Origin of the sequence: Salmonella sp. NW645, from assembly GCF_051703725.1 — a bacterium.
GTDB lineage: Bacteria > Pseudomonadota > Gammaproteobacteria > Enterobacterales > Enterobacteriaceae > Salmonella > Salmonella enterica.
Genome location: NZ_JAMMKR010000011.1, coordinates 1 through 26023 on the forward strand (window position 1 = coordinate 1; position 26023 = coordinate 26023).

Below are 26023 nucleotides of genomic sequence, written 5' to 3' on the forward strand. Positions count from 1 at the left end.
AATCGGTGGAGCTGCATGACAAAGTCATCGGGCATTATCTGAACATAAAACACTATCAATAAGTTGGAGTCATTACCGCTTATGTGTTGGCTACGGATTATTTTGGGTATAAACGCGGATGTCTCTTTGCAATAACCTGCCCTATTTGGTTAACCATGACCGCTAACCCACGGTGGCATGACAGATAACGACGTTACTGTTTATAGAGCAATATCTCTTGTATCGACGCGTTACCAGCCCCCTTTAAATAGGGGGGATAACTGAATATCCCAATAATAATTGAATGTTATGTGAATAATAATAAAATCAGGTCTATGCCTGATTTAATATATCCCCCACTAACAATAATATTTTTACAAATAATTATAAATTACATCATATTCGCTACTTTCACCTACCAGGAAACAGAGCAAAATGAATATATGTGTAAATTCACTTTACCGATTGAGCACACCGCAATTTCACAGTTTATATGCAGAAGAGGTGAGCGATGAGACGCTTGCGTTGTTGATTGGCGAAGTAGAGAATGGTAATCAGAATTGTATTGATCTGTTATGCAATCTTGCGTTACGCAACGATGACCTGGGACATAAAGTTGAGAAATTACTTTTTGATCTCTTTAGCGGAAAAAGATCGGGATCACCAGATATAGACAAAAAAATCAATCAGGCTTGCCTTGTATTACATCAAATCGCCAATAACGATATAACAAAAAATAATACTGAGTGGAAAAAGCTACATGCCCCTTCCAGATTACTTTATATGGCCGGTTCCGCGACAACCGACCTTTCTAAAAAAATAGAAATAGCACATAAAATTATGGGCGACCAGTTCGCTCAGACAGATCAAGAACAGGTAGGAGTTGAAAATCTTTGGTGTAGTGCGCGAATGTTGTCGTCAGATGAGCTGGCAGCTGCAACGCAAGGCCTGGTTCAAGAATCACCTTTTCTCTCGGTAAACTATCCTATTGGGCTTATTCATCCTACCACCAAAGAAAATATATTAAGCACTCTGCTACTTGAAAAGATGGCTCAATCAGGATTATCTGAAAATGAAGTCTTTCTGATAAATACAGGAGATCACTGGCTTATCTGTTTATTTTATAAACTTGCAGAAAAAATAAAATGCCTTATATTTAATACTTATCATGATTTAAATGAAAATACTAAGCAAGAGATTATAGAAGCAGCAACAATTGCAGGCATATCAGAAAGCGATGATGTTAATTTTATCGAAATGAATTTACAAAATAATGTACCCAACGGCTGTGGTCTATTTTGTTACCATACAATTCAACTCTTATCGAATGCCGGACAAAACGATCCTGCTACCACACTACGAGATTTTGCGGAAAAGTTCTTAACGCTTTCAGTAGAGGAACAAACACTATTTAACACCCAAACCCGGCGACAAATATATGAATACAGTCTCCAGTAATGGTGAGTACTTAGAGCCTATCCCATTAGGCTATTTTATTCGCCATTTTGGGACCGGGCAGTGCTCAAAATCCTCACGTACTACGTGTACGCTCCGGTTTCTGCGCGCTGGCCGGCCCCACAATTACGCCTGGTGGGATAGGCTCTTATCCTGAAATGATGCTCTGCGAAGAGTTTATAAGTATATAAGGGTGGGAAGGCCAGGCCTTCCCACTAAAAGTTCTATGCCGTCAATGATTCAACCACGTCTATCCAGCCATGCTCGCTGGTAATGTCCTCGCCATTAAGCCAGCGGCGCAGCATATTTAGCGCCATCATCGCGCAGACCTCCTGACGTATTGCCAGACTATACCGATTGGCGCTAAAACGCACGCGTAAGGCATACGTGCCATCCGGCGTCGCCAGCGCGAAATTAAGATGTTCGTTTTCCAGCCCCGACACGGCCAGCGCCAGACCGGCATAATGATTGCTGCGCCGTTCTGTCGTCCAGTGCGCCGTTTGCGCCAGCGTCTCTTCCTGAGAAGGAACGACTTCGCTGGCAAGAACAGGCGCCCCGGCGCGAGAAAGCTGTAGCGCCAGTAAGCCGCTGGTGTATTGCTCGCTCAACGTCAGACTCAACTGCCTTTCCTGCAGGCGGCGGGCTATTTGCGCCGGCAGGTTTTCCGTACCTTCAAAAATCAGGTTCTGCCCGGCAACCCGTTTGACCTCTGGCCATAACGCCAGCATCGCCTCCCGTTGCGTCGCCGGGCCGGTCAACTTCAGTTCAATGATAGGCATTGATGAGCGATACCCCATCGTCACGCCGGGCGGCAACGGCAGTGAATCGAGACGCTGCGCGAGGTCACTTTCTGAACGTCCAAAAGTCGTTAACCGCAGGCAAAGCGGCGGCTCCGGCAGCGAAAAACGCGCGCGTAACCGCGGTAAGATTTCCTTCTCCACCATAACCTTAAATTCAGACGGTACGCCGGGGGTGAAAAACATCAGGCAGCGGTTGAGCTGTAGCGCAAATCCACAGGCAGTGCCGACCGGATTATTAATAAACTCCGCGCTGGCAGGCAGTTCCGCCTGTTTACGGTTGCTCGGCGCCATCACACGACCGCGCTGCTGAAAGTAACGTTCCATTTCGGTCAGCCACGCCTGGTGCAGTACTAATCCTTCGCCTTTTGCCGTTGCCGCGGCGAGCGCGCTTAAATCATCGCTGGTCGGCCCTAACCCGCCATTAACAATCAAAACATCAGCATGTTGACTGCGTTCACGCAAGATAGCGACCAGACTGTCCAGGTTATCGCCTACCGTATTTCGCCGTGATAACGGAACGCCCTGATGAAAGAAAAAATCAGCCAGCCAGGCGGCATTGGTGTCAACGATTTGTCCGTGCAACACCTCATCCCCGGTGGATAGCATTTCCACATTTAGCATTGTGTTCTCCTGCTCTTATGATGAAAACACTATAACGCAAAGACGAATATGACGTGGAAAGAAGAATGACGGGAAAAGGAGGAATATGGCGCGACGATTGCCGCGCCGTTAGCATCAAAAGCTGGCGTTTACGCCAACATAAGGGCCGTCAGCAATCGCATTATCGCGGTTGCCGTCTTTACCCGCCAGGTTCAGGTAACGATAACCGGCTTCAATGCTCAGCGGGCGCATAATGGTGAAACGCGCGCCTGCATTCGCTTCTTCATAACTTTCGATACCGCTGGACAGCGAATCTGGTGAATAATAATACTCGCCGAACAGACGGAAGCTGTCGCCGATTTTCCATTGTAACCCACCGCCGACAGCCGCCGCATAGCCTTCATCACTGTCTTTCGGATTGGTATAAATACCTTTACCGCCGACCGTCGCCAGCAGCGGTCCCACCGGAATGTTCAGCCCCAGACCCACGCCCGCAGCATCGCCATCATCATCGTTGTGCATCCAGTTACCGCTTAGCGCCAGTCCCGTCGATTCCGTACCAAAACCCACGCCAATGTTGGTGTAATCTTCGCCCGCCTGGCCGCTAATACTGATAGCCTGCGCCGATGCAGAAACGAACAGCATTCCGGCAAAACCTAATAATATGCTTTTTTTCATTTTTACCCTTTCCAGCAAGCACATAAAGAAAAACTCCCCAAAACGGCAGAATTGTACTGCCAGACGCTGAGGAATCAATGCACTAAGAAACCATTCCAAAAACATATTGTAACGAAATACTACTTTCGCCATGACGCATCATTGCGCCATCACATGGCGACGCCTGCATCAACAAAATTAACCAAAAACGCAGTCTGCGTTATCGCTTCCATTTTTCACAAAGAATTTCGCACAATGATTTGTTAAGCTGATGACCTAGTGGTTTAAGGAAGCGACTTATGCGTCAACGAACTATAGTTTGCCCATTAATTCAAAATGATGGCTGTTATCTGCTGTGCAAAATGGCCGACAACCGCGGCGTCTTTCCCGGTCAGTGGGCGCTGTCGGGCGGTGGGGTCGAGCCAGGCGAACACATTGAAGAGGCGCTGCGTCGGGAGATTCGGGAAGAACTCGGCGAACAACTGATTCTGAGCGATATTACGCCATGGACCTTCCGCGACGATATCCGTGTTAAAACGTACGCTGATGGCAGACAAGAAGAGATTTATATGATTTATCTCATCTTCGACTGTGTTTCCGCTAATCGCGATATATGTATTAACGACGAATTTCAGGACTACGCCTGGGTCAAGCCAGAAGAACTGGCGCTGTATGATTTGAATGTAGCGACACGCCACACATTAGCATTGAAAGGGTTATTATAATGACGACAGCCGCTTCAGGCTGTCTTTACGCTTTTAACATGCCGGCTAGCCGGGAACAAATTCACCATCTAAAAAGAGTTTTCCGTTTTCCGCATGCATAACGAGCGCATCAAGATAGTCCGGATCAAACTTTACGCCGCGCTTATTTTTTGCAATATACGTCAAACAATGATTATGGGTAAAAATGACTATATTTTTATTCTGCGACTTTTTCAGCAACGTATTGATTGAAGCATAAATACCGCTGCCGCAATCCATCATTTTTTTATCCACCGTAAGCGACCTGCCCGCAGAAAACCAGGTTGCCGACTGGATGGTGCGCACCGTATTACTGGAATAGAGATTGTAATTTTGTATATCGGCACTAAAGGCTTTACCCAGCGCTCTGGCGTCTTGCGCACCGTTGACCGTAATCCCCGTGCTGTCTGACAGGCAGGTATTATCGGAACGATCGCACCGCTCGGCATGGCGGAATAACACGACTACCGGATGCTGTTTCGCCAGCGCCGCCAGCGCTTTACCGTTAATCTGCGGTAGACCGTTACCACTCCAGGCATGTTGTGAGGTCAACCCGGCGATAATAACCAACGCCCCCGCCAGAGTCGCGAGATAGCGTTTGTTTTTAATAAAGCGTAGGGTAAATGCCAGCACATTAACCTCTCAGGCAGACAGTGCAGCTAACTTAATAGCAATACGATTAAAATGAAATTCCGCAACGGAAGACCAGGCCAGAAACATAAAAACAGCTTTTGGGCATGCATAAAATGCCTTAAACTTTCGGCGAAAGCAAAGCATAATTCCGTTAAAAATTATCTTTTTACTTCACCTTAATTTCTTAATGTTAATTTAATATTCATCCAGTAGGGTTCAGTTAAATGCGTTAAAAAATAAGCCCTTTTCTATTCCCGAAATATTTGAAAAGCGGCTTTCAATAGCTGAAGGAAAAATGATGTCGGACTTTTTGCCTTTCTCTCGTCCGGCGATGGGCGCGGAAGAGCTCGCTGCCGTTAAGACCGTACTGGACTCAGGTTGGATAACAACCGGCCCGAAAAATCAGGAACTGGAAGCGGAGTTTTGTCGGCTAACAGGCAATCAATATGCCGTTGCCGTCAGTTCAGCCACTGCCGGTATGCACATCGCGTTGATGGCGCAGGGCATTGGTGAAGGCGACGAGGTCATTACACCGTCAATGACGTGGGTTTCTACGCTAAATATGATCGTTTTACTCGGCGCGAACCCCGTCATGGTCGATGTCGATCGCGATACGCTGATGGTCACGCCTGAACATATTGAAGCCGCGATTACGCCACAAACCAAAGCAATTATCCCCGTCCACTACGCTGGCGCGCCCGCCGATCTGGACGCTATTTACGCTCTTGGCGAGCGTTATGGCATTCCGGTGATTGAAGACGCGGCGCACGCGACAGGAACCAGCTACAAAGGTCGCCACATTGGCACCCGGGGCACCGCGATTTTCTCCTTCCACGCCATTAAGAACATTACCTGCGCTGAAGGCGGTATCGTCGTCACGGATAACCCGCAATTCGCCAATAAACTGCGCAGTCTCAAGTTTCACGGGCTTGGCGTTGATGCCTGGGATCGACAGAGCGGAGGACGCGCGCCACAAGCGGAAGTCCTGGCGCCGGGCTACAAATATAATTTGCCCGACCTCAACGCCGCTATCGCGCTTGCCCAGTTACAGAAACTGGATGCGCTTAACGCTCGCCGCGCCGCCATCGCAGCGCAGTACCACCAGGCAATGGCAGACCTGCCTTTTCAGCCTCTGAGCCTTCCGTCGTGGGAGCATATTCACGCCTGGCATTTATTCATTATCCGGGTCGATGAAGCCCGCTGCGGTATTACCCGGGATGCTCTGATGGCATCGCTGAAAACGAAAGGCATCGGCACAGGGCTGCATTTCCGCGCCGCGCATACGCAAAAATATTATCGCGAACGTTTCCCAACGCTCACGCTGCCTGACACCGAGTGGAACAGCGAGCGGATCTGCTCACTGCCGCTCTTCCCGGACATGACCGAGAGTGACTTTGATCGGGTCATTACCGCCCTTCATCAGATAGCAGGACAATAAGCATGTTTGACGCCGCCCCCATAAAAAAAGTCTCGGTGGTTATTCCTGTCTATAACGAACAGGAAAGCCTGCCGGAATTGATAAGACGCACCACCACCGCCTGCGAGAGTCTGGGCAAAGCGTGGGAGATTTTATTGATAGATGATGGTAGCAGCGATAGCTCGGCGGAGCTGATGGTTAAGGCGTCCCAGGAGGCCGATAGCCATATCATCTCTATTTTACTCAACCGTAACTACGGTCAACATGCAGCGATTATGGCGGGGTTTAGCCATGTAAGCGGCGATCTTATCATTACGCTGGATGCCGATCTGCAAAACCCGCCGGAAGAGATCCCACGTCTGGTGGCGAAAGCCGATGAAGGGTTCGATGTGGTAGGCACCGTGCGACAGAACCGACAGGACAGCCTGTTTCGCAAATCGGCGTCAAAAATCATTAATCTGCTGATCCAGCGCACAACGGGCAAAGCGATGGGCGATTACGGCTGCATGTTACGCGCCTATCGCCGCCCTATTATCGATACCATGTTGCGCTGCCATGAACGCAGCACCTTTATCCCTATTCTGGCCAACATTTTCGCTCGTCGGGCTACCGAGATCCCGGTGCATCACGCTGAACGTGAATTTGGCGACTCTAAATACAGTTTTATGCGTCTCATTAACCTGATGTATGACCTGGTGACCTGCCTGACGACGACGCCGCTGCGCCTGTTGAGCCTGCTGGGCAGCGTTATCGCCATCGGCGGGTTTAGCCTGTCGGTATTGCTTATTGTACTTCGCCTGGCGCTGGGGCCGCAGTGGGCGGCGGAAGGCGTATTTATGCTCTTTGCCGTCCTGTTTACCTTCATCGGCGCGCAATTCATCGGTATGGGACTGCTGGGCGAATACATCGGTCGCATTTATAACGATGTCCGCGCCCGCCCCCGCTATTTTGTTCAACAAGTTATCTACCCGGAAAGCACGCCGTTTACTGAGGAAAGTCACCAATGAAAGCCGTTATTTTTGCCTATCACGATATGGGATGTCAGGGCGTGCAAGCCGTACTGGATGCCGGGTATGAGATTGCCGCGATTTTCACTCATGCCGATAATCCTGCGGAAAACACCTTTTTTGGCTCCGTCTCCCGGCTGGCGGCAGAATTAGGTATTCCGGTTTATGCGCCGGATAACGTAAATCATCCTATCTGGGTCGACCGCATCGCTGAACTTGCGCCGGATATTATTTTTTCGTTCTATTACCGTAACCTGTTAAGCGAAGAAATTCTGCACCTCGCCCCGGCTGGCGCGTTCAATCTGCACGGTTCTCTATTGCCTGCCTATCGTGGCCGTGCGCCGCTAAACTGGGTTCTGGTTAACGGCGAAAGCGAAACGGGCGTAACGCTACATCGTATGGTCAAACGTGCCGACGCCGGAGAGATTGTCGCCAGTCAACGCGTCGCTATTGCGCAGGACGATGTTGCGCTTACCCTGCATCATAAGCTATGTCAGGCCGCGCGCCAGTTGCTTAATAGCATCCTGCCCACCATGAAATGCGGCGATATACCTTCTGTTCCCCAGCGAGAGTCTGACGCTACATATTATGGTCGCCGCAGGCCGGAAGATGGCCTTATCGACTGGCACAAACCGGTTTCCACGGTGCATAACCTGGTGCGGGCGGTAGCCGCCCCCTGGCCCGGCGCGTTCAGCTATAACGGCTCGCAAAAATTCACTATCTGGTCTTCCCGAATTTGTCCGGATGCGCAGGGCGCGCTTCCCGGCTCGGTAATTTCGGTCTCTCCGCTGCGGGTCGCCTGCGCCGATGGCGCGCTGGAGATTATTACCGGCCAGGCCGGAGACGGTATTACTGTACAGGGCTCGCAGCTTGCACAGACGCTTGGTCTGGTGGCGGGCGCGCGTTTGAACCGTCCACCAGCGACCAGCGGTAAACGTCGCATTCGCGTTCTCATCCTCGGCGTCAACGGTTTTATCGGCAATCATTTGACCGAACGGTTACTGAATGAAGAGAATTACGAGGTCTACGGTATGGATATCGGCAGCAACGCCATTAGCCGATTCCTGCTCCACCCTCGCTTTCATTTCGTGGAGGGAGATATCAGCATCCACTCAGAATGGATCGAATATCATGTCAAAAAATGCGATGTCGTACTGCCGCTGGTAGCGATTGCTACCCCGATTGAATACACCCGCAACCCGCTGCGCGTCTTTGAACTTGATTTTGAAGAAAACCTGCGGATTATCCGTTATTGCGTGAAATACCGTAAACGCGTGGTTTTCCCGTCTACCTCTGAAGTGTACGGCATGTGTACGGACGCCTCTTTTGACGAGGACAAATCGAATCTGATCGTCGGGCCGGTGAATAAGCCACGCTGGATTTACTCCGTTTCCAAACAGCTTCTCGATCGGGTGATTTGGGCTTATGGCGAAAAAGAGGGATTGCGCTTCACGCTTTTCCGTCCCTTTAACTGGATGGGGCCGCGGCTGGATAGCCTGAACGCGGCGCGTATCGGCAGTTCACGCGCGATAACGCAGTTGATTCTGAACCTGGTAGAAGGGACGCCGATCAAGCTTATCGACGGCGGTCAGCAGAAGCGCTGTTTCACCGATATTCGCGATGGGATCGAAGCATTATTCCGCATTATTGTGAATGATGGCGATCGGTGCGATGGCAAAATCATTAATATCGGCAACCCTGACAACGAAGCCAGTATTCAGGAACTGGCGACGCTGTTGCTCGACAGTTTTGATAAGCATCCGCTGCGCTGCCATTTCCCACCGTTTGCCGGTTTCCAGGTCGTCGAAAGCCGTAGTTATTACGGCAAGGGTTATCAGGATGTCGCACACCGGAAACCCAGTATCGACAATGCCAGGCGCTGTCTGGACTGGGAGCCGTCTATTGCGATGCGTGATACGGTTGAAGAAACGCTGGACTTCTTTCTGCGTAGCGTCGATATCGCGGAACGCGCATCATGACGAAAGTCGGTTTACGCATTGACGTTGATACCTTGCGAGGAACGCGTGAAGGTGTTCCCCGGCTGCTGGCGACATTGCATCGCCACGGCGTTCAGGCCAGCTTTTTCTTCAGCGTCGGGCCGGACAATATGGGACGTCATCTTTGGCGTCTGATAAAACCGCGATTTTTATGGAAAATGCTACGTTCAAACGCCGCTTCACTCTACGGCTGGGATATCCTGCTGGCCGGTACCGCCTGGCCGGGAAAAAATATCGGCAACGCCAATGCCGGGATTATTCGTGAAACGGCAACATACCATGAGACGGGACTACACGCCTGGGATCACCATGCGTGGCAGACTCACAGCGGCCACTGGAGTATCCGCCAGCTTGAAGAAGATATTGCGCGCGGCATAACGGCGCTTGAGGCCATTATCGGAAAACCCGTCACCTGCTCAGCCGCGGCCGGCTGGCGAGCGGATGGGCGCGTTGTTCGTGCGAAAGAACCGTTCAACCTGCGGTATAACAGCGATTGCCGTGGAACCACCTTATTCCGTCCGCTACTGATGCCGGGCCAGACAGGGACGCCGCAAATCCCCGTCACCTTACCCACATGGGATGAGGTTATCGGCCCCGCCGTTCAGGCACAGTCGTTCAATACCTGGATTATCTCCCGTATGTTGCAGGACAAAGGCACGCCGGTATATACCATCCATGCGGAAGTCGAAGGTATTGTCCATCAGCCGCTGTTTGAAGATTTGCTCGTTCGTGCACGTGACGCGGGGATCACCTTTTGTCCTCTGGGCGAACTGCTGCCGACATCGCCTGAGTCTCTGCCGTTGGGGCAAATTGTACGTGGACACATCCCTGGCCGTGAAGGTTGGCTGGGGTGCCAACAGGCAGCGAGCGCCTCATGATGAAATCGATACGCTATTATCTGGCTTTCGCCGCATTTATCGCGCTCTACTATGTTATTCCTGTCAATAGCCGCCTGCTCTGGCAGCCGGATGAAACGCGCTATGCCGAAATAAGTCGGGAGATGCTGGCGTCTGGCGACTGGATCGTGCCGCATTTTCTGGGATTACGTTATTTTGAAAAACCGATAGCCGGTTACTGGATAAACAGTCTGGGTCAGTGGCTTTTTGGCGCTACCAATTTTGGCGTGCGGGCTGGCGCTATTTTAACGACATTGCTGGCCGCAGCGCTGGTGGCGTGGCTGACGTTCCGCTTATGGCGGGATAAACGTACCGCGTTGCTCGCCTCCGTTATATTTCTCTCCCTCTTTGCCGTTTACAGTATCGGGACGTATGCGGTACTCGACCCGATGATCGCCCTTTGGCTTACGGCCGGGATGTGTTGTTTCTGGCAGGGGATGCAGGCCACGACCCGAACGGGCAAGATTGGGATGTTTTTGCTACTGGGCGCAACCTGCGGTCTGGGTGTATTAACTAAAGGCTTCCTCGCCCTGGCCGTACCGGTGGTGAGCGTGTTGCCGTGGGTCATTGTTCAGAAACGCTGGAAGGACTTTTTGCTTTACGGCTGGCTGGCGGTCTTGAGCTGCTTTGTGGTTGTCCTTCCCTGGGCGATCGCCATTGCGCGACGCGAAGCCGATTTCTGGCATTACTTTTTCTGGGTGGAGCATATCCAGCGATTCGCCATGAGCGATGCCCAGCATAAAGCCCCTTTCTGGTACTATCTGCCGGTACTGCTCGCGGGAAGTTTACCGTGGCTGGGGTTACTGCCTGGCGCGCTTAAACTGGGCTGGCGCGAGCGAAACGGCGCATTCTATTTGCTCGGATGGACGATCATGCCGCTTCTCTTTTTCAGCATTGCGAAAGGGAAACTGCCTACCTATGTTCTTTCCTGTTTCGCACCGATAGCGATACTCATGGCGCGCTTCGTCCTGCATAACGTAAAAGAAGGCGTCGCCGCGCTACGTGTCAACGGCGGGATCAACCTGGTGTTCGGGTTAGTCGGGATCGTCGCAGCGTTTGTCGTCTCCTCATGGGGCCCGATGAAATCGCCGGTGTGGACGCATATCGAAACCTATAAAGTTTTTTGCGTCTGGGGCGTCTTTACTGTTTGGGCGTTTGTGGGCTGGTATAGCCTCTGTCATAGCCAAAAATACCTATTACCCGCGTTTTGTCCGCTGGGACTGGCGCTGCTGTTCGGCTTTTCCGTCCCCGACAGGGTGATGGAGTCCAAACAGCCACAGTTTTTTGTCGAAATGACCCAGGCGCCTTTGGCATCAAGCCGCTATATTCTTGTCGACAACGTGGGCGTCGCCGCCGGGCTGGCCTGGAGTCTGAAACGAGACGATATTATGCTCTACGGACACGCGGGCGAACTCAGGTATGGTCTTAGCTATCCTGATGTGCAGGATAAATTCGTTAAAGCCGACGATTTTAACGCCTGGCTCAACCAGCATCGTCAGGAGGGCATTATTACGCTAGTACTTTCAATAGCCAAAGATGAAGACATCAGCGCTCTTTCCCTTCCCCCTGCGGACAATATTGATTATCAGGGGCGTCTGGTGTTAATTCAGTATCGGCCTAAATGATCGGCGTCGTTCTGGTGCTTGCCAGTCTGCTCAGCGTTGGCGGTCAGCTCTGCCAGAAGCAAGCGACACGGCCATTGACGACAGGCGGACGCCGCCGCCACCTGATGCTGTGGCTGGGCCTAGCGCTGATATGCATGGGTGCAGCGATGGTGCTGTGGCTGCTGGTGCTACAAACCCTGCCGGTGGGAATTGCTTACCCGATGTTGAGTCTGAATTTTGTCTGGGTCACGTTGGCGGCATGGAAAATCTGGCATGAACAGGTTCCGCCCCGCCACTGGTTGGGCGTCGCATTGATTATCAGCGGCATTATCATTCTGGGGAGTGCGGCATAATGGGCGTAATGTGGGGACTGATAAGCGTTGCGATTGCCTCCCTCGCCCAGTTGAGTTTAGGATTCGCCATGATGCGGCTGCCATCGATAGCGCATCCACTGGCGTTTATTTCCGGACTGGGCGCATTTAATGCCGCGACCCTGGCGCTATTCGCCGGTTTGGCGGGGTATCTGGTTTCCGTCTTCTGCTGGCAGAAAACATTACACACGCTCGCGCTCAGCAAAGCCTATGCGCTGCTGAGTCTCAGCTATGTGCTTGTCTGGGTAGCCTCAATGCTGTTACCCGGTTTGCAAGGCGCCTTCAGCCTAAAAGCGATGCTCGGCGTATTGTGTATTATGGCGGGGGTAATGCTGATTTTTCTGCCCGCCAGATCATGAAGGCTTGCGCGTCAACCGCTGCCATTCGTCGCAGGAATAACAGCGTGCATCAACGATTTTTAAGGTCTGGTGTTTTTCCCGATTAATACAATACTGCGCATCCTGTAAAGGCGACAGGATATCGCCGGGACTCAGTAATATCATGGAATTCGCCTCGGCGATCATTTTTAGCGAACCGCCGCTATCGCACAGCACCAGAACATGGCACGCCCTCTTTTTGACATAATGCGATTTCTTAACCAACCATTCCATAGCGCCCCCGTTTCACGCTGATTGTTCATAACACGTTACACATCAACGGATAAACAAAACGGCAATAGCGATGGAATGGTTGTATATTAACCTAACATTAATTTTTACAGCTCTCACACACCCACTGCTGGAGCGCACGGCGAGATATTTTAATCCCTCCGTTTTTCAGTTCTGACGGCAGCGTTAGCCAGCGAACCGGCTGCTGAAAACGCGCCAGCTTATCACGGACCCATTCAGCGAGGTTCACGTCTCCGGCCTGCGATGCATACTCCACAACCGCAACGGGACGATGACCAAACTCTTTATCTTCTACCGGCACGACGAAGGCTTGTTGCACCAGCGGATGCGCGTTAATAACGCGTTCGACTTCCTCCGGCTGAATGCCTTCGCCGCCGCTAAAGAACAGGTTGTCCAGCCGCCCGGCGATGGTTAGCCTGCCGTGGTTCAGCTCGCCGCGATCGCGCGTGGCAAACCAGCCCTCGTCATTAACCAGCGGGATCAGCTTGCCATCACGCCAGTAACCTTCTGCCATACTGGCGGCACGCAGCCAGACTTCATTATCGACGATTCTGATCTCTCTGCCGGGGAGCGGCGCGCCCACATCATCCGAACCATCGGCCTCTTTGGCGCATACCGTAGACGCGAACTCCGTGAGCCCATACCCGCACCAGCAGCGAATCCCTTGTTTGCTGGCCTGGTCGGTGAGTTCAACCGGAATCACCGCGCCGCCGAGCAAAACGGCTTTTAGCGTCACCGCCGCCCGATTCGCCAGCAACCGCCATAGCTGCGTCGGCACCAGCGAAGCATGAGTACACCCTGCCAGCATCTGCTCCAGCGGTTGCTTATCGCGTACCGTCATGCGCGCCCCGGCGAAGAGCCAACGCCACATAATACCCTGCCCGGATACATGAAACAGCGGCAGCGATAGCAGCCAGTCATCCTGAGGGCCAAACGGCATTAGCGAAAGCACCCCCTGCGCGCTGGCAAGATGCGCCTGGCACGTATGTACAGCCGCTTTTGGCAATCCTGTGGAACCCGATGTCAGCGTCATAGAAACCAGACGCTGCGGTTGCCAGGCCACGGCATACGCCGCTGTACTCTTTTGTATCTGCAACGCGGTTAACCCGGAAAATACGTTTTCGCCTTCCAGTGTCAGCGCAAAACGCAGCGTTAACTCCGGTAACAGCGCCTCCAGCAACGTCTGGGGCAACTGCGGGTTGACGGGCAGAACCCGCGCGCCGCACTGCATCAGCGCAAGCCATGCCAACAGAGTGCGCGGCTGATTCCCGGCGCGCAGCAGGACACCGTCGCCCTCCCGTACGCCCTGCGCGGCAAACCCATCCGCCAGCGCATCAATACGCTCACAGAGGGCGCGCCAGCTTAGCACTTCATCGTTCAGGCGCAGAGCGGGCGCCTGACTGCGAACCTGACGCCAGTGGCGCCACGGCCAGTCCGTGAATGTCATAACAGTCGTTCCAGCTCATCACGCTTCAGACAAGGCAACGCGCTACCGGGCCAGGGGCGAACCTGTTGCGCCTGCATCAGATGCAAGGTATCCAGTCCGGGCAGCGTTCCCGGCGTCAACCAGGCGGCAATCCGCGCCAGTTGCGTCAGGCCGAGGCTGGACTCGATCGAAGAGCTGATGACCGCCGTCAGTCCCAACGCATGGGCGGCAGCGACTTGCTCACGCACTTTATCAAGCGATCCGGTCAGCGTAGGTTTGATAACCACAGCCCTGACGCCCTCTTCGGCTTCAAAGGTGAAATCCGCTTCGCGCAGACTTTCGTCCCAGGCAATCGCGATGCCGGTTTCACGGGTAAAGGCGCGGGAATCATCCCGCGTCTTACACGGTTCTTCGAGAAAGGCGATACGAGCGCGGTAGTCCGGATTAACATACTTTGCGAACTGTTGGGCTTTTAGCGGCGTCCAGGCGCGATTCGCATCCAGACGCAGATGCAGATCCGGGATCGCCTCCAGCAGCAAATTAACCACCATGCCGTCACGTACCGCTTCATAGAGACCCACTTTGACCTTAGCGATTTTCTCACCGGGCATATCGGCAAGCCGCAGCACCAAATCGTCAGGATCGCCAGTGCATAACGGCGCGGCGCGATAGTCCGCCGCCTCCGGCAAGACGCCAGTCAGTTCCGCCAGCGCGCAGCTTGCGCCAAACGCGACCGAAGGCATCTCCGGTAATCCCTCGCTCCCCTGAAGCCAGTCGTTCACCCATGTCAGGAGCGCCGTCTGCGCCTCTTCCCACGTTTCCTGACTGAACCCCGGCAGCGGAGAGATCTCTCCCCACCCTTCACGCTCGCCGTCACGCAGACAAACATACAGCCCGTCGCGAGTTTTTAACCGCCTGTCGCGCAGAACCACCCCCGCGTCCATGGGGATCTGCCAGCGGTATACCTGCGCGCTACGCATTATGGGTTCCGTTTGAATTTGCTGAAGTCAGGCTGACGCTTCTGGTTAAAGGCGTTACGGCCTTCCTGCCCTTCTTCGGTCATGTAGAACAGCATGGTAGCGTTGCCCGCCAGCTCCTGCAGCCCGGCCTGACCGTCACAATCGGCATTCAGCGCCGCTTTCAGGCAACGCAGCGCCATCGGACTGTTTTGCAACATTTCGCGACACCAGCGCACGGTCTCTTTTTCCAGGTCCGCCAGCGGAACGACAGTGTTAACCAGCCCCATGTCCAGCGCCTGTTGCGCATCGTACTGGCGGCACAGGAACCAGATTTCACGCGCTTTCTTCTGACCAACGATACGCGCCATATACGAAGCGCCCCAGCCGCCGTCAAAGGAGCCGACTTTCGGACCGGTCTGGCCGAAGATGGCGTTTTCCGCCGCGATGGTCAGGTCGCACATCATGTGCAGCACATGCCCACCGCCGATGGAGTAACCCGCGACCATCGCGACAACCGGTTTTGGACAGGTACGAATCTGGCGCTGGAAATCCAGCACGTTCAGGTGATGCACGCCGGAGTCATCCTGATAACCGCCGTAATCGCCGCGCACCTTCTGGTCGCCGCCCGCGCAAAACGCTTTATCGCCTTCGCCGGTCAGAATAATCACGCCCACGTTGTCGTCGTAACGGGCATCCGCCAGCGCCTGAATCATCTCTTTGACGGTCAACGGACGAAATGCATTGCGCACCTGCGGACGATTAATGGTGATTTTTGCAATACCGTCGGTGGATTTTTCATAACGAATGTCGGTGTAACCCTCCGAGCAGTCGTGCCATTCTACCGGTGCGTAAAGCATTGTTTCATCAGGATAGATCATAGTGTGTCCTTTAGTCAGAGACGCAGAATCTGAGCCAGACTGTCTACCACGCCAGCGGGGTTTTCCCGATGCGCGTTGTGTCCGGCGTTACGAATAACATGGCATGTCGCCGCCACTTCCTGCGCCAGGGCGCGGAATTTGCTGTCGCGTTCGCCACATAAATAATAAAACGGAAATGCCAGCGCGTTGAGCGCCTCGCGTAAATCCGGCTGGGCGGCAAGCGATGTCGCCTCCAGCATCGCAGCCAGCGTTTCGCCGTTATTCTGGCTACGCAGCGCCGTCAGCGCCTGCCTTTGCTGCGCCGTCAGCGAGGCGAACACCGGCTGCTGATACCAGTCGTGAAAAACCTCAGTCAGGGGTTCACGACGAAAACGCTCTGCCCAGCGCCCGTCGGACAATCGTCTTTCAGCGCGCGCCTGTTCATTTTGCAGCCCCGGATGACCGCCTTCGACCACCAGGCCGCACAGGCCTGGTATTCCCTGGCAGGCTGCCATCATCGCCACCCGGCCGCCAAGGGAGTATCCCACCAACCAAAACTTTAGGATGTTGTAACTAATTAACGTAGCGCGCAGCAATCTGATGACATCGGCAAATCCGCCGACCGGAATAGCCGCAGATCCGCCATGTCCCGGTAAGTCAATATAGAGCCGCGAACAGCCGTGAAACTGTTCACCAACCGGCTGCCATTCACGGCAATCGCCAGAAAAACCGTGCAGGAAAACCAGCGAGGGCGCCCCAGGCTGTCCGGGCATGTGCTGCGCGTGCAACATCATAGATGGCTTACCTGAGCCAAAAGTTGCTGCAACGTCTGCGCGCCGTCCGTATCGTTTACCACCAGCTCGATCACCGTCGTCGCCGGGGTTCGCCACGCGCCAGCCAGCGCAGATTCCAGTTCTTCCCAGTTTTCCGGGCGATGATAGCGCAGGTTAAACATGGCGGCCGCATGGTCAAAATGGACGTTTTGCGGCATCAGATAAAAGCGCTCACGCTTACTTTGCGGCGTCGGCAGCAGGGAAAAGATCTGCCCGCCGTTATTGTTGACCACAATCAACACAAACGGCGCGGATACCTGACGTAGTAACGCCAGCGCGTTAAGATCGTACAGCGCGGATAAATCGCCGACGATAGCCAACGTCGATTTGGCGCTGGCGCGCTGCACGCCCGCCGCCGTGGAAAGCAGGCCGTCAATGCCGCTCGCTCCGCGATTGCTGTATACCGGATAGCCGGCCGGCAACTGTGACAGCGCGTCGATCAGACGCACCACCAGACTATTGCCCACGAACAATTGCCCCTGCTCCGGCAAATAATCGCGGATACGGTGCGCCAGCTGCGCTTCGCCAAAGGTGTCTCGCTGCGCGACCACCCGTTGCCACGCCAGTTCCGCCAGACGCGGGATCTCTACACACCATGGTTTACGTTTTTCCGCCGGATGCATCTCCAGCCAGTCGGCGATTTTCGCTACCAGTCTGCGTCCACGATGGTGCGCCGGGTCCAGACGACCTTCAATATTGTCGATTACCCAATACTCTTCCGGCTCGCAGGTTGCCTGCCATTGCAGTAAGCGTTTTCCGGTAAGGCTACTGCCAAGCTGGACGACAATCTGCGCCTGCTGCAGTTCGGTCACCGCTTTGGCGTTGCCGAGCCACAGGTCGGCGCACGGCAGCGGCTGCCCGGTTTGCGACAATACGTCGCCAATTAATGGCCATCCCAGAGTTTGCGCCCACTGCGCCACTTTTTTGCCTTCTTCCGCGCTCATACGCCCGGCGACGACAACGCCGCGTTTTTGTCGCCAGAAGAACCAGTCGCGCTGTTTGTCGCTTTCCAGTCGACGCGCTTCGCGCAGCCAGGGTTTTTCATCCTGCCACCAGTCGCCGAGACGCTGCTGCCAGACCAGACCGGTGTCATTCATATCGCCATACAGCGGTTCGGCAAAAGGACAATTAATGTGCAGCGCGCCCGCATGAAGCATGGCGAGCGCATTATCGATGGTCGACACCAGCCAGCGCGCCGGAATATCCTGCGTGGGACGCGGCAACGACAGAGTTTGGGAGGGGTGCGAGGCAAACATCCCCGCCTGACGGATCGCCTGGTTGGCGCCGCAGTCAATCAGCTCCGGCGGGCGATCGGCGGTAAGTAAAATGAGCTTCTCGCCCGTCAGACCCGCCTCAATCAACGCCGGATAGAGGTTCGCCACGGCAGTACCTGAAGTGACAATAACGGCAACAGGCTGTTGGCTGACTTTCGCCAGCCCTAACGCCAGATGACCAAGCCCACGCTCATCAAAGTGCGTATGGTGGATAAAAGCAGGATTCTCTGCCGCCGCCAACGTGAGCGGCGTGGAACGGGAACCAGGGGCGATACAAACATGCCTGACGCCATGACGGGTTAAGGCTTCCAGGATGACCGCCGCCCAGCGCCGGTTAAATGCACTTACTGACATGAGTTTGTCCGGTATCAATCATTGGGACTAAGTATAAAGAGCTGCAAAAATGGATTATTGATATGGGTCGGGAATATGTGACTCATTACACATCCATCTGCAATAAGGTACGTAACCCGGCCGCTTTATTATCTATTTCCTGCCATTCCTGTTCCGGATCGGAGCCGCGGACGATTCCCGCGCCGGCATACAATCGCACCACATTGGCCGTCACTTTGGCTGAACGTAACGTCACGCAAAACTCACTTTGCCGCGTGGAGAGATAGCCTGCCGACCCGGCATACCATTCACGTTCGAACGGCTCATGTTGTTCTATAAAACAACGCGCGGGTTCACGAGGGATCCCCGCGACCGCTGCGGTAGGCTGTAACTGGTGCAGGCAGAGCGTGTCGTCCGCCTGATTAAGCGCCGTCCAGATACAGCGGCGCAAATGCTGTACCTTGCGCAGTCTGAGCACCTGCGGCGGCAGCACATCCAGCGAGTGGGTGCAGTTTTGCAGTCGCTGGCAGATGTCTTCGACAACCAGCATATTTTCTCGCTGGTTTTTATCGTCTTTCATTAACCATTCGCCAAGCTGCCAGGCTTTATGGTTATCCGGATGGTTCGCCACCGTCCCGGCCAGAGCTTCGGTACGTAGCGCCGTTTCACGCCGCCGCCAGAGCCGCTCCGGCGATGATCCCAGAAAGGCGGTATCGGCGGAAAAGGCCATAAAAAAGTGGTAGCAGTTGAGATTTAAACGACGACTGGACGCCATCATCGCGGCGGCATTGACCGGACGGGAGAATTGTAAGTCGGTGGCCCGCGCCAGCACAACTTTATCAAACGCCTCTTGCGCAATGGTGTGGGTGGCCTGCTGAATCAGCTTCACCCAACCGTCTTTGTCCGGCCAGTGCTGTTCGCTCGTGAGCGAAAGGCGCAGCGCCGGAACAGGCTTAATACCGACCAGAGAAGCGAGAAACGCTTTCGCCTGGCGCGCATCATCGCGTAGCGAAACGTCACTGTGCAGATGTAAGCGTAAGGTCGCCGTACCACCGCTACGTCGCCACTCCAGCCGCGGCAGCAATAAGTAGCCCTCTTTCGGCTCGAACGCATTCAGCCCCCAAATACGCAGGTCAGGCTGCGCGTGCTGACGTAAAAACCGTTGCGCCAGATCGAGCGATGAAAAGACGGTGATTGCCCCGAGAACGGCAGCTTCTTCGTCGCCATTGCGCTGTTGCCAGTAGAATTGCGGAAAGGATGACTGGCTGGCCAGCCAGCTCAATGCATCGAAGGCATCGTTTAAAGGGAAAGGCGCATCGAAAACGCAAAGCCCTGGCGTCGCCGGTATCTCTTGCGATAGCTGACGCGTCAGATTTTCCAGCGCAGTAGTAATAGAATGCACGCGGACCCTCCCTGTTAAAAACCCCACATTATACGGGGTACTGCCCTAAAAAAGCAGTACCTCATTTAGGGAGGGTTGCAATTCTGTTCAGTGGGGGGATTTAGCGCCGCGCCAGCAGCAGTCCAAGTACCAGTCCTACCGCCGCGCCTACGCCAATACCCTGCCAGGGTTTTTCATGAACGTAGTCATCCGCTTTATAAACGGCCTGCTTTGCCCGGTAATAATAGCTATCCGACGCATGGCTTACGCGGTTTTTCACCTCTTCCAGCGCTTGTTCCGCGCGGGCTTTCAGCTCAATGTATTTTTGATCGGCGGGATCGCCTGAGGAACGTAAAACCTCTTCCAGCGTTTCGCTGAGCAAAGTCAGATCATCATCAACACGTGATTCACCAAATTGATATGACATTCTCATTCTCCGTTGTGTTAACACCTGCTCCTAACTATAGTCAACGGTTTCGGTTTATGCCTGATGAACCTCCCGCGCCATTCCCCGGTGCGGAATGCCATCTTCGTCATAAACATCGGTGACCGGAATAAAACCAAACCGCGCATAAAAAGGTTGCAGATGCGCCTGCGCCCCCAGATATAGCGGCTTATCCGGCCAGTGCCGCCCACAAGATTCCAGCGTTTTCGCCATTAATTGCTGGCCCAGTTTCGCCCCTCGCCAGGCATCGCTGACGATCACCCGGCCAATAACAACCGGGTCTGATTCGTTATCGCTTTTCAGAATCCTCGCATACGCCACCAGCTCATCCTGATGCCAGCCCAGAATATGCCGATTGTCGCCGACTAAATCATCGCCATCCACATCCAGGTAAGGACAGCGCTGTTCTACCACAAAGACCGCGCAGCGCAATTTGAGTAACGCGTAAAGTTGAGGAACGGTAAGTTCGCTATGGTGGAGATCCTGCCAGTCAATCATGATGCGCTCCTGTGTTGTGGTAATCTTGGGTTAAACGATAACCAAACGTGTATGGACAAGATGGAATTAATTTTTTTAGGTACGTCCGCAGGCGTTCCCACGCGCTCACGCAATGTAACGGCAATTTTATTACATCTGCAACATCCAACGCAGCCGGGAGTGTGGCTTTTTGATTGCGGCGAAGGGACACAGCATCAAATGCTTAATACCGCGTTTCATCCCGGTAAGCTTGAGCGCATTTTTATCAGCCATCTTCACGGAGATCATCTGTTTGGCCTGCCGGGTCTGCTATGCAGCCGGTCGATGGCGGGGAATCCTTATCCGCTAACCGTATACGGGCCTCAAGGCGTGCGTGAGTTTATTGCAACCACACTGCGCCTTAGCGGTTCATGGACCGATTTTCCGTTGCAAATTGAAGAAATTAGCGCAGGAGATATTCTTGACGACGGTCTGCGTAAAGTGACCGCGTTCAGGCTGGAGCATCCACTGGAGTGCTACGGATATCGCGTTGTTGAACATGACAAGCCTGGCGCGCTGAATGCCAGGGCGTTAAAAGCCGCAGGCGTTACGCCCGGCCCGCTATTTCAGGCGTTGAAGGCAGGAAAAACCGTCACGCTTGCCGATGGAAGGCAGATCAATGGCGCCGACTACCTTGCTCCCGCCGTGGCCGGGAAATCAGTGGCGATTTTCGGCGATACCGCGCCCTGCGAGGCCGCCCTCGCGCTGGCGCAAGGCGTGGATGTGATGGTACATGAAACCACGCTGGATGCGTCAATGGAGGAGAAAGCCAACGCTCGCGGACACAGCTCCACCCGTCAAACCGCGACGCTGGCGCGGGAAGCTGACGTCGGTCGGCTGATCATGACCCATATTAGCTCACGCTATGACGATAAAGGCTGTCAGCGCTTACTGGCGGAATGCCGCGCTATTTTCCCGGCGACGGAACTGGCTTACGATTTTTCTGTTTTCCCGGTTTAGCGCTCCATTTTTTGTCCTCATTGCCGATAACACTAAAAAAGGCAGGCTTTCATAATGAGGTGAGGATGGACAATTTTCAGAAAGATATTGATGACAGGGCGAATTTAACCCTGTCAAACCGTTTTGAGCTGCTGTTATTCCGTCTTGGTACATCGCTGCATGAACAGAAGTCAGAGCTGTTCGGCATCAATGTATTTAAGCTGCGCGAAATCGTACCGATGCCCGCCTTTACGCGCCCGGCAGGCATGAAAGCGCCGCTATTGGGCATGGTCAATATTCGGGATCAGGTCATTCCGGTGATTGATTTGCCAGCGGTAGCGGGCTGCAAGCCGGAAACCGGGCTGAACATTTTGCTGATCACCGAATATGCGCGCAGCGTACAGGCATTTGCCGTCGAGTCGGTGGAAAATATTATGCGTCTTGACTGGCAGCAGGTGCATACCGCCGAGAAAGCCGTCAACGGTCGCTACATCACCAGTATTGCCTGCCTGGATGACAACAAAGAAACCAACAACCTGGCGCTGGTGCTCGACGTTGAGCAGATCCTTTATGATATTGTCCCCTCCAGCCACGATCTGCGCGCCACCAATCTGAAGACCAATAAATTTTATATTACCCCAGGCGCGGTAGCCATTGTGGCGGAAGACTCCAAAGTCGCCCGCGCGATGCTGGAAAAAGGGCTGAACGCAATGGGAATTCCGCATCAGATGCATGTGACCGGCAAGGATGCATGGGAGAGAATCCAGCAACTGGCGCAGGAAGCGGAGGCCGAAGGTAAGCCAATTAGCGAGAAAATCGCGCTGGTCCTGACAGATCTTGAGATGCCGGAGATGGATGGCTTTACGTTAACGCGTAAAATTAAAACCGATGAACGGCTGAAAAAGATCCCGGTCGTTATTCACTCTTCCCTTTCCGGCAGCGCCAACGAAGATCATGTGCGTAAGGTGAAGGCCGACGGCTACGTCGCCAAATTTGAAATCAATGAACTCTCTTCAGTGATACAGGAAGTGATGGAGCGCGCGGCGCAAAACGTCAGCGGCCCGTTGGTAAGCCGGCAGTTGCTAAGTTAAATTCCGGTCGCTGAGACCTTACCTGCCGGATGGCGGCGCAAGCGCCTTATCCGGCCTACAATCCATAGTTATTTCAACGCATTACATCAGATAATAAAAAACCCGCTTCGTGAAGCGGGTTTTTCGTTTTTACTTATTGCTTACATCAACGGCGTCGCTAACTGCACAAGGCTAATCAGCGGCTGCGGCCAGACGCCCAGTACCAACACCAGCAACGCGGAGATCAGCACCACGATCCCGCCTGCGCTGTACTGCCAGTTTGTCGGCGCGTCGCGTCCCGGTTGCTGCGGCGCGTGCAGGTAGAGACTCACCGCAACGCGCAGGTAGTAGTACAAACCAATCGCGGAACCCACCACCACGGCGGCGACCAGCCACCACAGACTGGCCTGAACGCCGACCGCCAGCACGTAGAATTTGCCGATAAAGCCCAGCGTCATCGGGATACCTGCCAGCGACAGCATCATCACCGTCATCACTGCGGCAAGAACCGGACGGTGCCAGAACAGACCACGGTAAGAGTACAGAGAATCCGCATCCGGGCCGCGGAACGGGCTGGACATCAGGCTGACCACGCCAAACGCGCCGAGGCTGCTGAACAGATAACCGGCCAGGTAAACGCCAACCGCTTCCATCGACATCTCGCCGCTCTGCAGGGCAATCAGCGCCACCAGCAGATAGCCGAGGTGAGAGATAGAAGAGTAACCGAGCAGACGTTTGATGTTGGTCTGGCTCAGCGCCATCAGGTTACCGAAGATGATAGAGGCAAAGGCGATAATGCCCAGCACCACGCGTACCGCTTCGCTGTCGCCTACCGGCGCATAGAGGAACAGACGCATCACCACGCCGAAGATAGCGATTTTGCTCGCCGTCGCCAGGAAGGTGGAAACCGGCGCAGGCGCCCCCTGGTATACGTCTGGCGTCCACAGGTGGAACGGCACCAGAGAGAGTTTAAAGCCCAGACCGACAATCATCAGGCCAAAGCCCGCCAGCAGCAACGGCTCGTGCAGCATACCATCGCCGAGGCTCTTACCGAGCGCTTCGAAAGACAGGTTGCCGGACTGCGCATAGACCAGCGCCATCCCGAACAGCAGGAAAGACGAGGCGGCGGCGGAGAGGATGGTGTATTTGATACTGGCTTCCAGCGAGCGCTTCTGGCGGAAAGCATAACCAATCAGGCCGAACAGCGGCAGCGAGATCAGTTCAATACCAAGGAACAGCGCCGCCAGATGGTTAGCGTTCGCCAGTAGAATTCCCCCCAGGCTGGCGATTAACACCAGCAGGTAGAACTCTTCCTGGTTATCGTTATAGCCTTCCAGCCACGGGTAGGCAAAGGTACAGGTGGCGAGGCTCGCCAGCAGCACCAGCCCGGTGTAGAGCATCGCAAAGCCGTCAACGCGCATCAGCGGCGTGACGTCCATTGCCCCGGCCTGGCCGACAAACCAAAGCGAAACCAGAGCAGCGTTAAGCCCAATGACCGACAACGTGGCATTGAGGAAGTGATTGCGTCGCCACGCAATGGAGAGCATCACAACCACCACCGTCAAGCCGACGATCAGCAGCGGTAGCAGCGCAATCAGGTGTTGTGGAGTTATTGTCATGGCGATTTACGGCCTTGTAGTAGTAACGGAATTAACAAACCACTGCTGGATGTTGCTCATCGCAGAATGCGAGGTATCCAGAATCGGCTGCGGATAGAAGCCAAGCAGTACCAGAAGCACCACCAGCAACAGAATGATAAACAGCTCGCGCAGCGACATCCCTGGCAGTTCCTGGCTGGCAATCTGGCTCTTCGCTTTACCGAAGTAAGCGCGATGCAGCATCGCCAGCGAGTATACAGAGGCGAATACCAACCCAAAGGTGGAGATCACGGTAATCACCGGCACCACCTGGTAGCTGCCGAACAGAATCATAAATTCGCCGACAAAGTTACCGGTGCCCGGCATACCGAGCGTCGCCACCGCAAAGAACATGGACAGCGCAGGCAACCACTTCATCTTGCCCCACAGGCCGCCCATCATACGCATGTCACGCGTATGCAGACGTTCGTACAACTGGCCACACAGAATGAACAGACCGGCTGCGGACAAACCGTGCGCAATCATCTGAATCACCGCGCCCTGGTACGCCAGTTGGCTACCGGTGTAGATAGCGATCAGCACGAAGCCCATATGCGAAACGGAGGTATAGGCAATCAGGCGCTTGATGTCGTATTGGGTAAAGGCCATCCACGCGCCGTAGAAAATGCCGATAACGCCCAGCCACATGGCGATCGGCGCAAACTCCGCCGACGCGTTCGGGAACAATGGCAGGGAGAAACGCAGCAGACCGTAAGCGGCGGTTTTCAGCAAGATACCGGCCAGGTCGACGGAACCGGCGGTCGGCGCCTGGGAGTGCGCATCTGGCAGCCAGCCATGCAGCGGCACCACCGGCATTTTCACCGCGAAGGCGATGAAGAAGCCCAGCATCAGCAGATATTCCACACCGTGGGACATCGGCGTGTTCAGCAGCTCTTCATAGTTGAAGGTCCACACGCCGGTCGCGTTGTAGTGCACAAAGACCAGCGCCAGGATGGCAATCAACATCACCAGACCACTCGCCTGGGTATAAATGAAGAACTTGGTTGCCGCCGTGATACGCGTTTTCCCGTCAGAAGCTTTATGCCCCCACAGCGCTATCAGGAAGTACATCGGCACCAGCATCATTTCCCAGAAGAAGAAGAACAGGAACATGTCGATGGCCAGGAACACGCCGATAACGCCGCCTAAGATCCACATCAGGTTCAGGTGGAAGAAGCCCTGATATTTTTCGATTTCTCGCCAGGAGCAAAGCACCGCCAGAACGCCGAGCAGGCCGGTCAGCACCACCATTAGCAGCGACAGTCCGTCGAGCGCCAGATGGATAGAGATGCCAAAACGCGGGATCCACGGCAGGACAAATTCAGATTGCCACTGTGGAATACCGGCGGATTGCGTCAGTGAGTAGCCGCCCTGCAACCACAATTGCAGACCGAGCGCCAGCGTCAGCCCCATGGTAATCAGCGCTATCCAGCGCGGCACCTTCACGCCAAAGCGTTCGGTCTGCCAGCACAGAAAGCCGCCGATAAAGGGAATCAATATTAGCCAGGGTAGTAACATGGCGATTTTTATTCCTTTTTAAGGCCTCTGACAGAGGCCTGATTTTC

Annotated in this window: 26 protein-coding genes; 12 read left to right on the top strand and 14 right to left on the bottom strand. The window is 54.2% G+C overall.

The features are described 5' to 3' along the window. Positions 1 to 62: IS1 family transposase (locus NA389_RS19600; RefSeq protein ID WP_071528444.1), on the top strand; the 62-nt coding region annotated here is incomplete at its 5' end. A gap of 352 nt (positions 63 to 414) precedes the next feature. Beyond that, a complete protein-coding gene (sseL, locus tag NA389_RS19605) occupies positions 415 to 1437 on the top strand; it encodes an SPI-2 type III secretion system effector deubiquitinase SseL (RefSeq protein ID WP_001017730.1) in 1023 nt (340 codons plus the stop codon). Between the two features lie 221 nt (positions 1438 to 1658). Here the strand turns inward: sseL and NA389_RS19610 are convergent, their stop codons facing one another. Both NA389_RS19610 and NA389_RS19615 read right to left on the bottom strand, forming a co-directional pair. Continuing rightward, positions 1659 to 2855 carry a nicotinamide mononucleotide deamidase-related protein YfaY gene (locus NA389_RS19610; RefSeq protein ID WP_000935684.1) on the bottom strand — a complete coding sequence of 399 codons (1197 nt, stop codon included), beginning with the start codon at positions 2853 to 2855 and terminating at the stop codon, positions 1659 to 1661. Positions 2856 to 2969: 114 nt separating this feature from the next. Next, positions 2970 to 3512, bottom strand: a complete 543-nt coding sequence (locus NA389_RS19615) for a YfaZ family outer membrane protein (RefSeq protein ID WP_001562414.1) — start codon at positions 3510 to 3512, stop codon at positions 2970 to 2972. Between the two features lie 278 nt (positions 3513 to 3790). On the opposite strand from NA389_RS19615, the gene nudI reads away from it, so the two are divergent. After that, a complete protein-coding gene (gene nudI, locus NA389_RS19620) occupies positions 3791 to 4216 on the top strand; it encodes a nucleoside triphosphatase NudI (RefSeq protein ID WP_001249896.1) in 426 nt (141 codons plus the stop codon). A gap of 45 nt (positions 4217 to 4261) precedes the next feature. Here nudI and pmrG read toward each other — a convergent pair whose 3' ends face one another. Further along, positions 4262 to 4867, bottom strand: a complete 606-nt coding sequence (pmrG, locus tag NA389_RS19625; RefSeq protein WP_000879257.1) for a lipopolysaccharide core heptose(II)-phosphate phosphatase PmrG — start codon at positions 4865 to 4867, stop codon at positions 4262 to 4264. 298 nt (positions 4868 to 5165) lie between these two features. On the opposite strand from pmrG, the gene arnB reads away from it, so the two are divergent. The 7 genes from arnB to arnF are packed head-to-tail and all read left to right on the top strand — an operon-like array spanning position 5166 to position 12518. Next, positions 5166 to 6305 (top strand): UDP-4-amino-4-deoxy-L-arabinose aminotransferase, encoded by a 1140-nt coding sequence (arnB, locus tag NA389_RS19630; RefSeq protein WP_001279306.1) that lies wholly within the window; start codon positions 5166 to 5168, stop codon positions 6303 to 6305. Positions 6306 to 6307: 2 nt separating this feature from the next. Then, complete coding sequence (gene arnC, locus NA389_RS19635; RefSeq protein WP_000458893.1) at positions 6308 to 7291, top strand: undecaprenyl-phosphate 4-deoxy-4-formamido-L-arabinose transferase; 984 nt, start codon at positions 6308 to 6310, stop codon at positions 7289 to 7291. Then, positions 7288 to 9270 carry a bifunctional UDP-4-amino-4-deoxy-L-arabinose formyltransferase/UDP-glucuronic acid oxidase ArnA gene (arnA, locus tag NA389_RS19640; RefSeq protein WP_000648762.1) on the top strand — a complete coding sequence of 661 codons (1983 nt, stop codon included), beginning with the start codon at positions 7288 to 7290 and terminating at the stop codon, positions 9268 to 9270. The genes arnC and arnA overlap by 4 nt, the downstream gene beginning before the upstream one ends. Then, positions 9267 to 10166 (top strand): 4-deoxy-4-formamido-L-arabinose-phosphoundecaprenol deformylase, encoded by a 900-nt coding sequence (arnD, locus tag NA389_RS19645; RefSeq protein ID WP_000169760.1) that lies wholly within the window; start codon positions 9267 to 9269, stop codon positions 10164 to 10166. The genes arnA and arnD overlap by 4 nt, the downstream gene beginning before the upstream one ends. After that, positions 10163 to 11809: a lipid IV(A) 4-amino-4-deoxy-L-arabinosyltransferase gene (gene arnT / locus NA389_RS19650; RefSeq protein ID WP_000978057.1), complete on the top strand. Its 1647-nt coding sequence runs from the start codon at positions 10163 to 10165 to the stop codon at positions 11807 to 11809. Before arnD ends, arnT begins: the two co-directional genes overlap by 4 nt. Beyond that, entirely contained in the window at positions 11806 to 12141 is a 336-nt protein-coding gene (arnE, locus tag NA389_RS19655; protein ID WP_000580688.1) for a 4-amino-4-deoxy-L-arabinose-phosphoundecaprenol flippase subunit ArnE, read from the top strand. The genes arnT and arnE overlap by 4 nt, the downstream gene beginning before the upstream one ends. Continuing rightward, complete coding sequence (gene arnF / locus NA389_RS19660; RefSeq protein ID WP_000538694.1) at positions 12141 to 12518, top strand: 4-amino-4-deoxy-L-arabinose-phosphoundecaprenol flippase subunit ArnF; 378 nt, start codon at positions 12141 to 12143, stop codon at positions 12516 to 12518. The genes arnE and arnF overlap by 1 nt, the downstream gene beginning before the upstream one ends. Here the strand turns inward: arnF and pmrD are convergent. From pmrD to NA389_RS19705, 9 genes are all read right to left on the bottom strand, one after another. Further along, positions 12513 to 12770 (bottom strand): signal transduction protein PmrD, encoded by a 258-nt coding sequence (gene pmrD, locus NA389_RS19665; protein ID WP_000455132.1) that lies wholly within the window; start codon positions 12768 to 12770, stop codon positions 12513 to 12515. The two genes, arnF and pmrD, sit on opposite strands and share 6 nt — an antisense overlap. Positions 12771 to 12867: 97 nt before the next feature. Then, entirely contained in the window at positions 12868 to 14235 is a 1368-nt protein-coding gene (menE, locus tag NA389_RS19670) for an o-succinylbenzoate--CoA ligase (protein WP_000144653.1), read from the bottom strand. Continuing rightward, a complete protein-coding gene (gene menC / locus NA389_RS19675; protein WP_001255564.1) occupies positions 14232 to 15194 on the bottom strand; it encodes an o-succinylbenzoate synthase in 963 nt (320 codons plus the stop codon). The genes menE and menC overlap by 4 nt, the downstream gene beginning before the upstream one ends. Further along, positions 15194 to 16051 (bottom strand): 1,4-dihydroxy-2-naphthoyl-CoA synthase, encoded by an 858-nt coding sequence (gene menB / locus NA389_RS19680; protein WP_000640013.1) that lies wholly within the window; start codon positions 16049 to 16051, stop codon positions 15194 to 15196. The genes menC and menB overlap by 1 nt, the downstream gene beginning before the upstream one ends. 14 nt (positions 16052 to 16065) lie before the next feature. Next, on the bottom strand, positions 16066 to 16824 hold the full coding sequence (gene menH / locus NA389_RS19685; protein ID WP_000979134.1) for a 2-succinyl-6-hydroxy-2,4-cyclohexadiene-1-carboxylate synthase: 759 nt from the start codon (positions 16822 to 16824) through the stop codon (positions 16066 to 16068). Beyond that, positions 16821 to 18491, bottom strand: a complete 1671-nt coding sequence (gene menD, locus NA389_RS19690) for a 2-succinyl-5-enolpyruvyl-6-hydroxy-3-cyclohexene-1-carboxylic-acid synthase (protein WP_000116395.1) — start codon at positions 18489 to 18491, stop codon at positions 16821 to 16823. Before menD ends, menH begins: the two co-directional genes overlap by 4 nt. An 85-nt stretch (positions 18492 to 18576) precedes the next feature. Then, positions 18577 to 19872, bottom strand: coding sequence for an isochorismate synthase MenF (gene menF, locus NA389_RS19695; protein ID WP_000555675.1), 1296 nt, complete (start codon positions 19870 to 19872; stop codon positions 18577 to 18579). Between the two features lie 100 nt (positions 19873 to 19972). Next, positions 19973 to 20278, bottom strand: coding sequence for a stress response protein ElaB (gene elaB, locus NA389_RS19700; RefSeq protein ID WP_001522308.1), 306 nt, complete (start codon positions 20276 to 20278; stop codon positions 19973 to 19975). A 54-nt stretch (positions 20279 to 20332) separates the two neighbouring features. Continuing rightward, positions 20333 to 20794 (bottom strand): GNAT family N-acetyltransferase, encoded by a 462-nt coding sequence (locus NA389_RS19705; protein ID WP_000568155.1) that lies wholly within the window; start codon positions 20792 to 20794, stop codon positions 20333 to 20335. A 60-nt stretch (positions 20795 to 20854) separates the two neighbouring features. Here NA389_RS19705 and rbn point away from each other — a divergent pair, with 60 nt between their 5' ends. Both rbn and NA389_RS19715 read left to right on the top strand, forming a co-directional pair. After that, positions 20855 to 21772 carry a ribonuclease BN gene (gene rbn / locus NA389_RS19710; RefSeq protein WP_000419099.1) on the top strand — a complete coding sequence of 306 codons (918 nt, stop codon included), beginning with the start codon at positions 20855 to 20857 and terminating at the stop codon, positions 21770 to 21772. Between the two features lie 65 nt (positions 21773 to 21837). Continuing rightward, the gene (locus tag NA389_RS19715; RefSeq protein WP_000368564.1) at positions 21838 to 22842 is read left to right on the top strand and encodes a chemotaxis protein; all 1005 of its coding nucleotides are present in this window, start codon (positions 21838 to 21840) and stop codon (positions 22840 to 22842) included. Positions 22843 to 22982: 140 nt separating this feature from the next. On the opposite strand, the gene nuoN is transcribed toward NA389_RS19715, so the two are convergent. Continuing rightward, positions 22983 to 24440 (bottom strand): NADH-quinone oxidoreductase subunit NuoN, encoded by a 1458-nt coding sequence (nuoN, locus tag NA389_RS19720; RefSeq protein WP_000156669.1) that lies wholly within the window; start codon positions 24438 to 24440, stop codon positions 22983 to 22985. Between the two features lie 6 nt (positions 24441 to 24446). Beyond that, positions 24447 to 25976, bottom strand: a complete 1530-nt coding sequence (gene nuoM, locus NA389_RS19725; protein WP_000926430.1) for an NADH-quinone oxidoreductase subunit M — start codon at positions 25974 to 25976, stop codon at positions 24447 to 24449. Positions 25977 to 26023 lie beyond the last annotated feature (47 nt).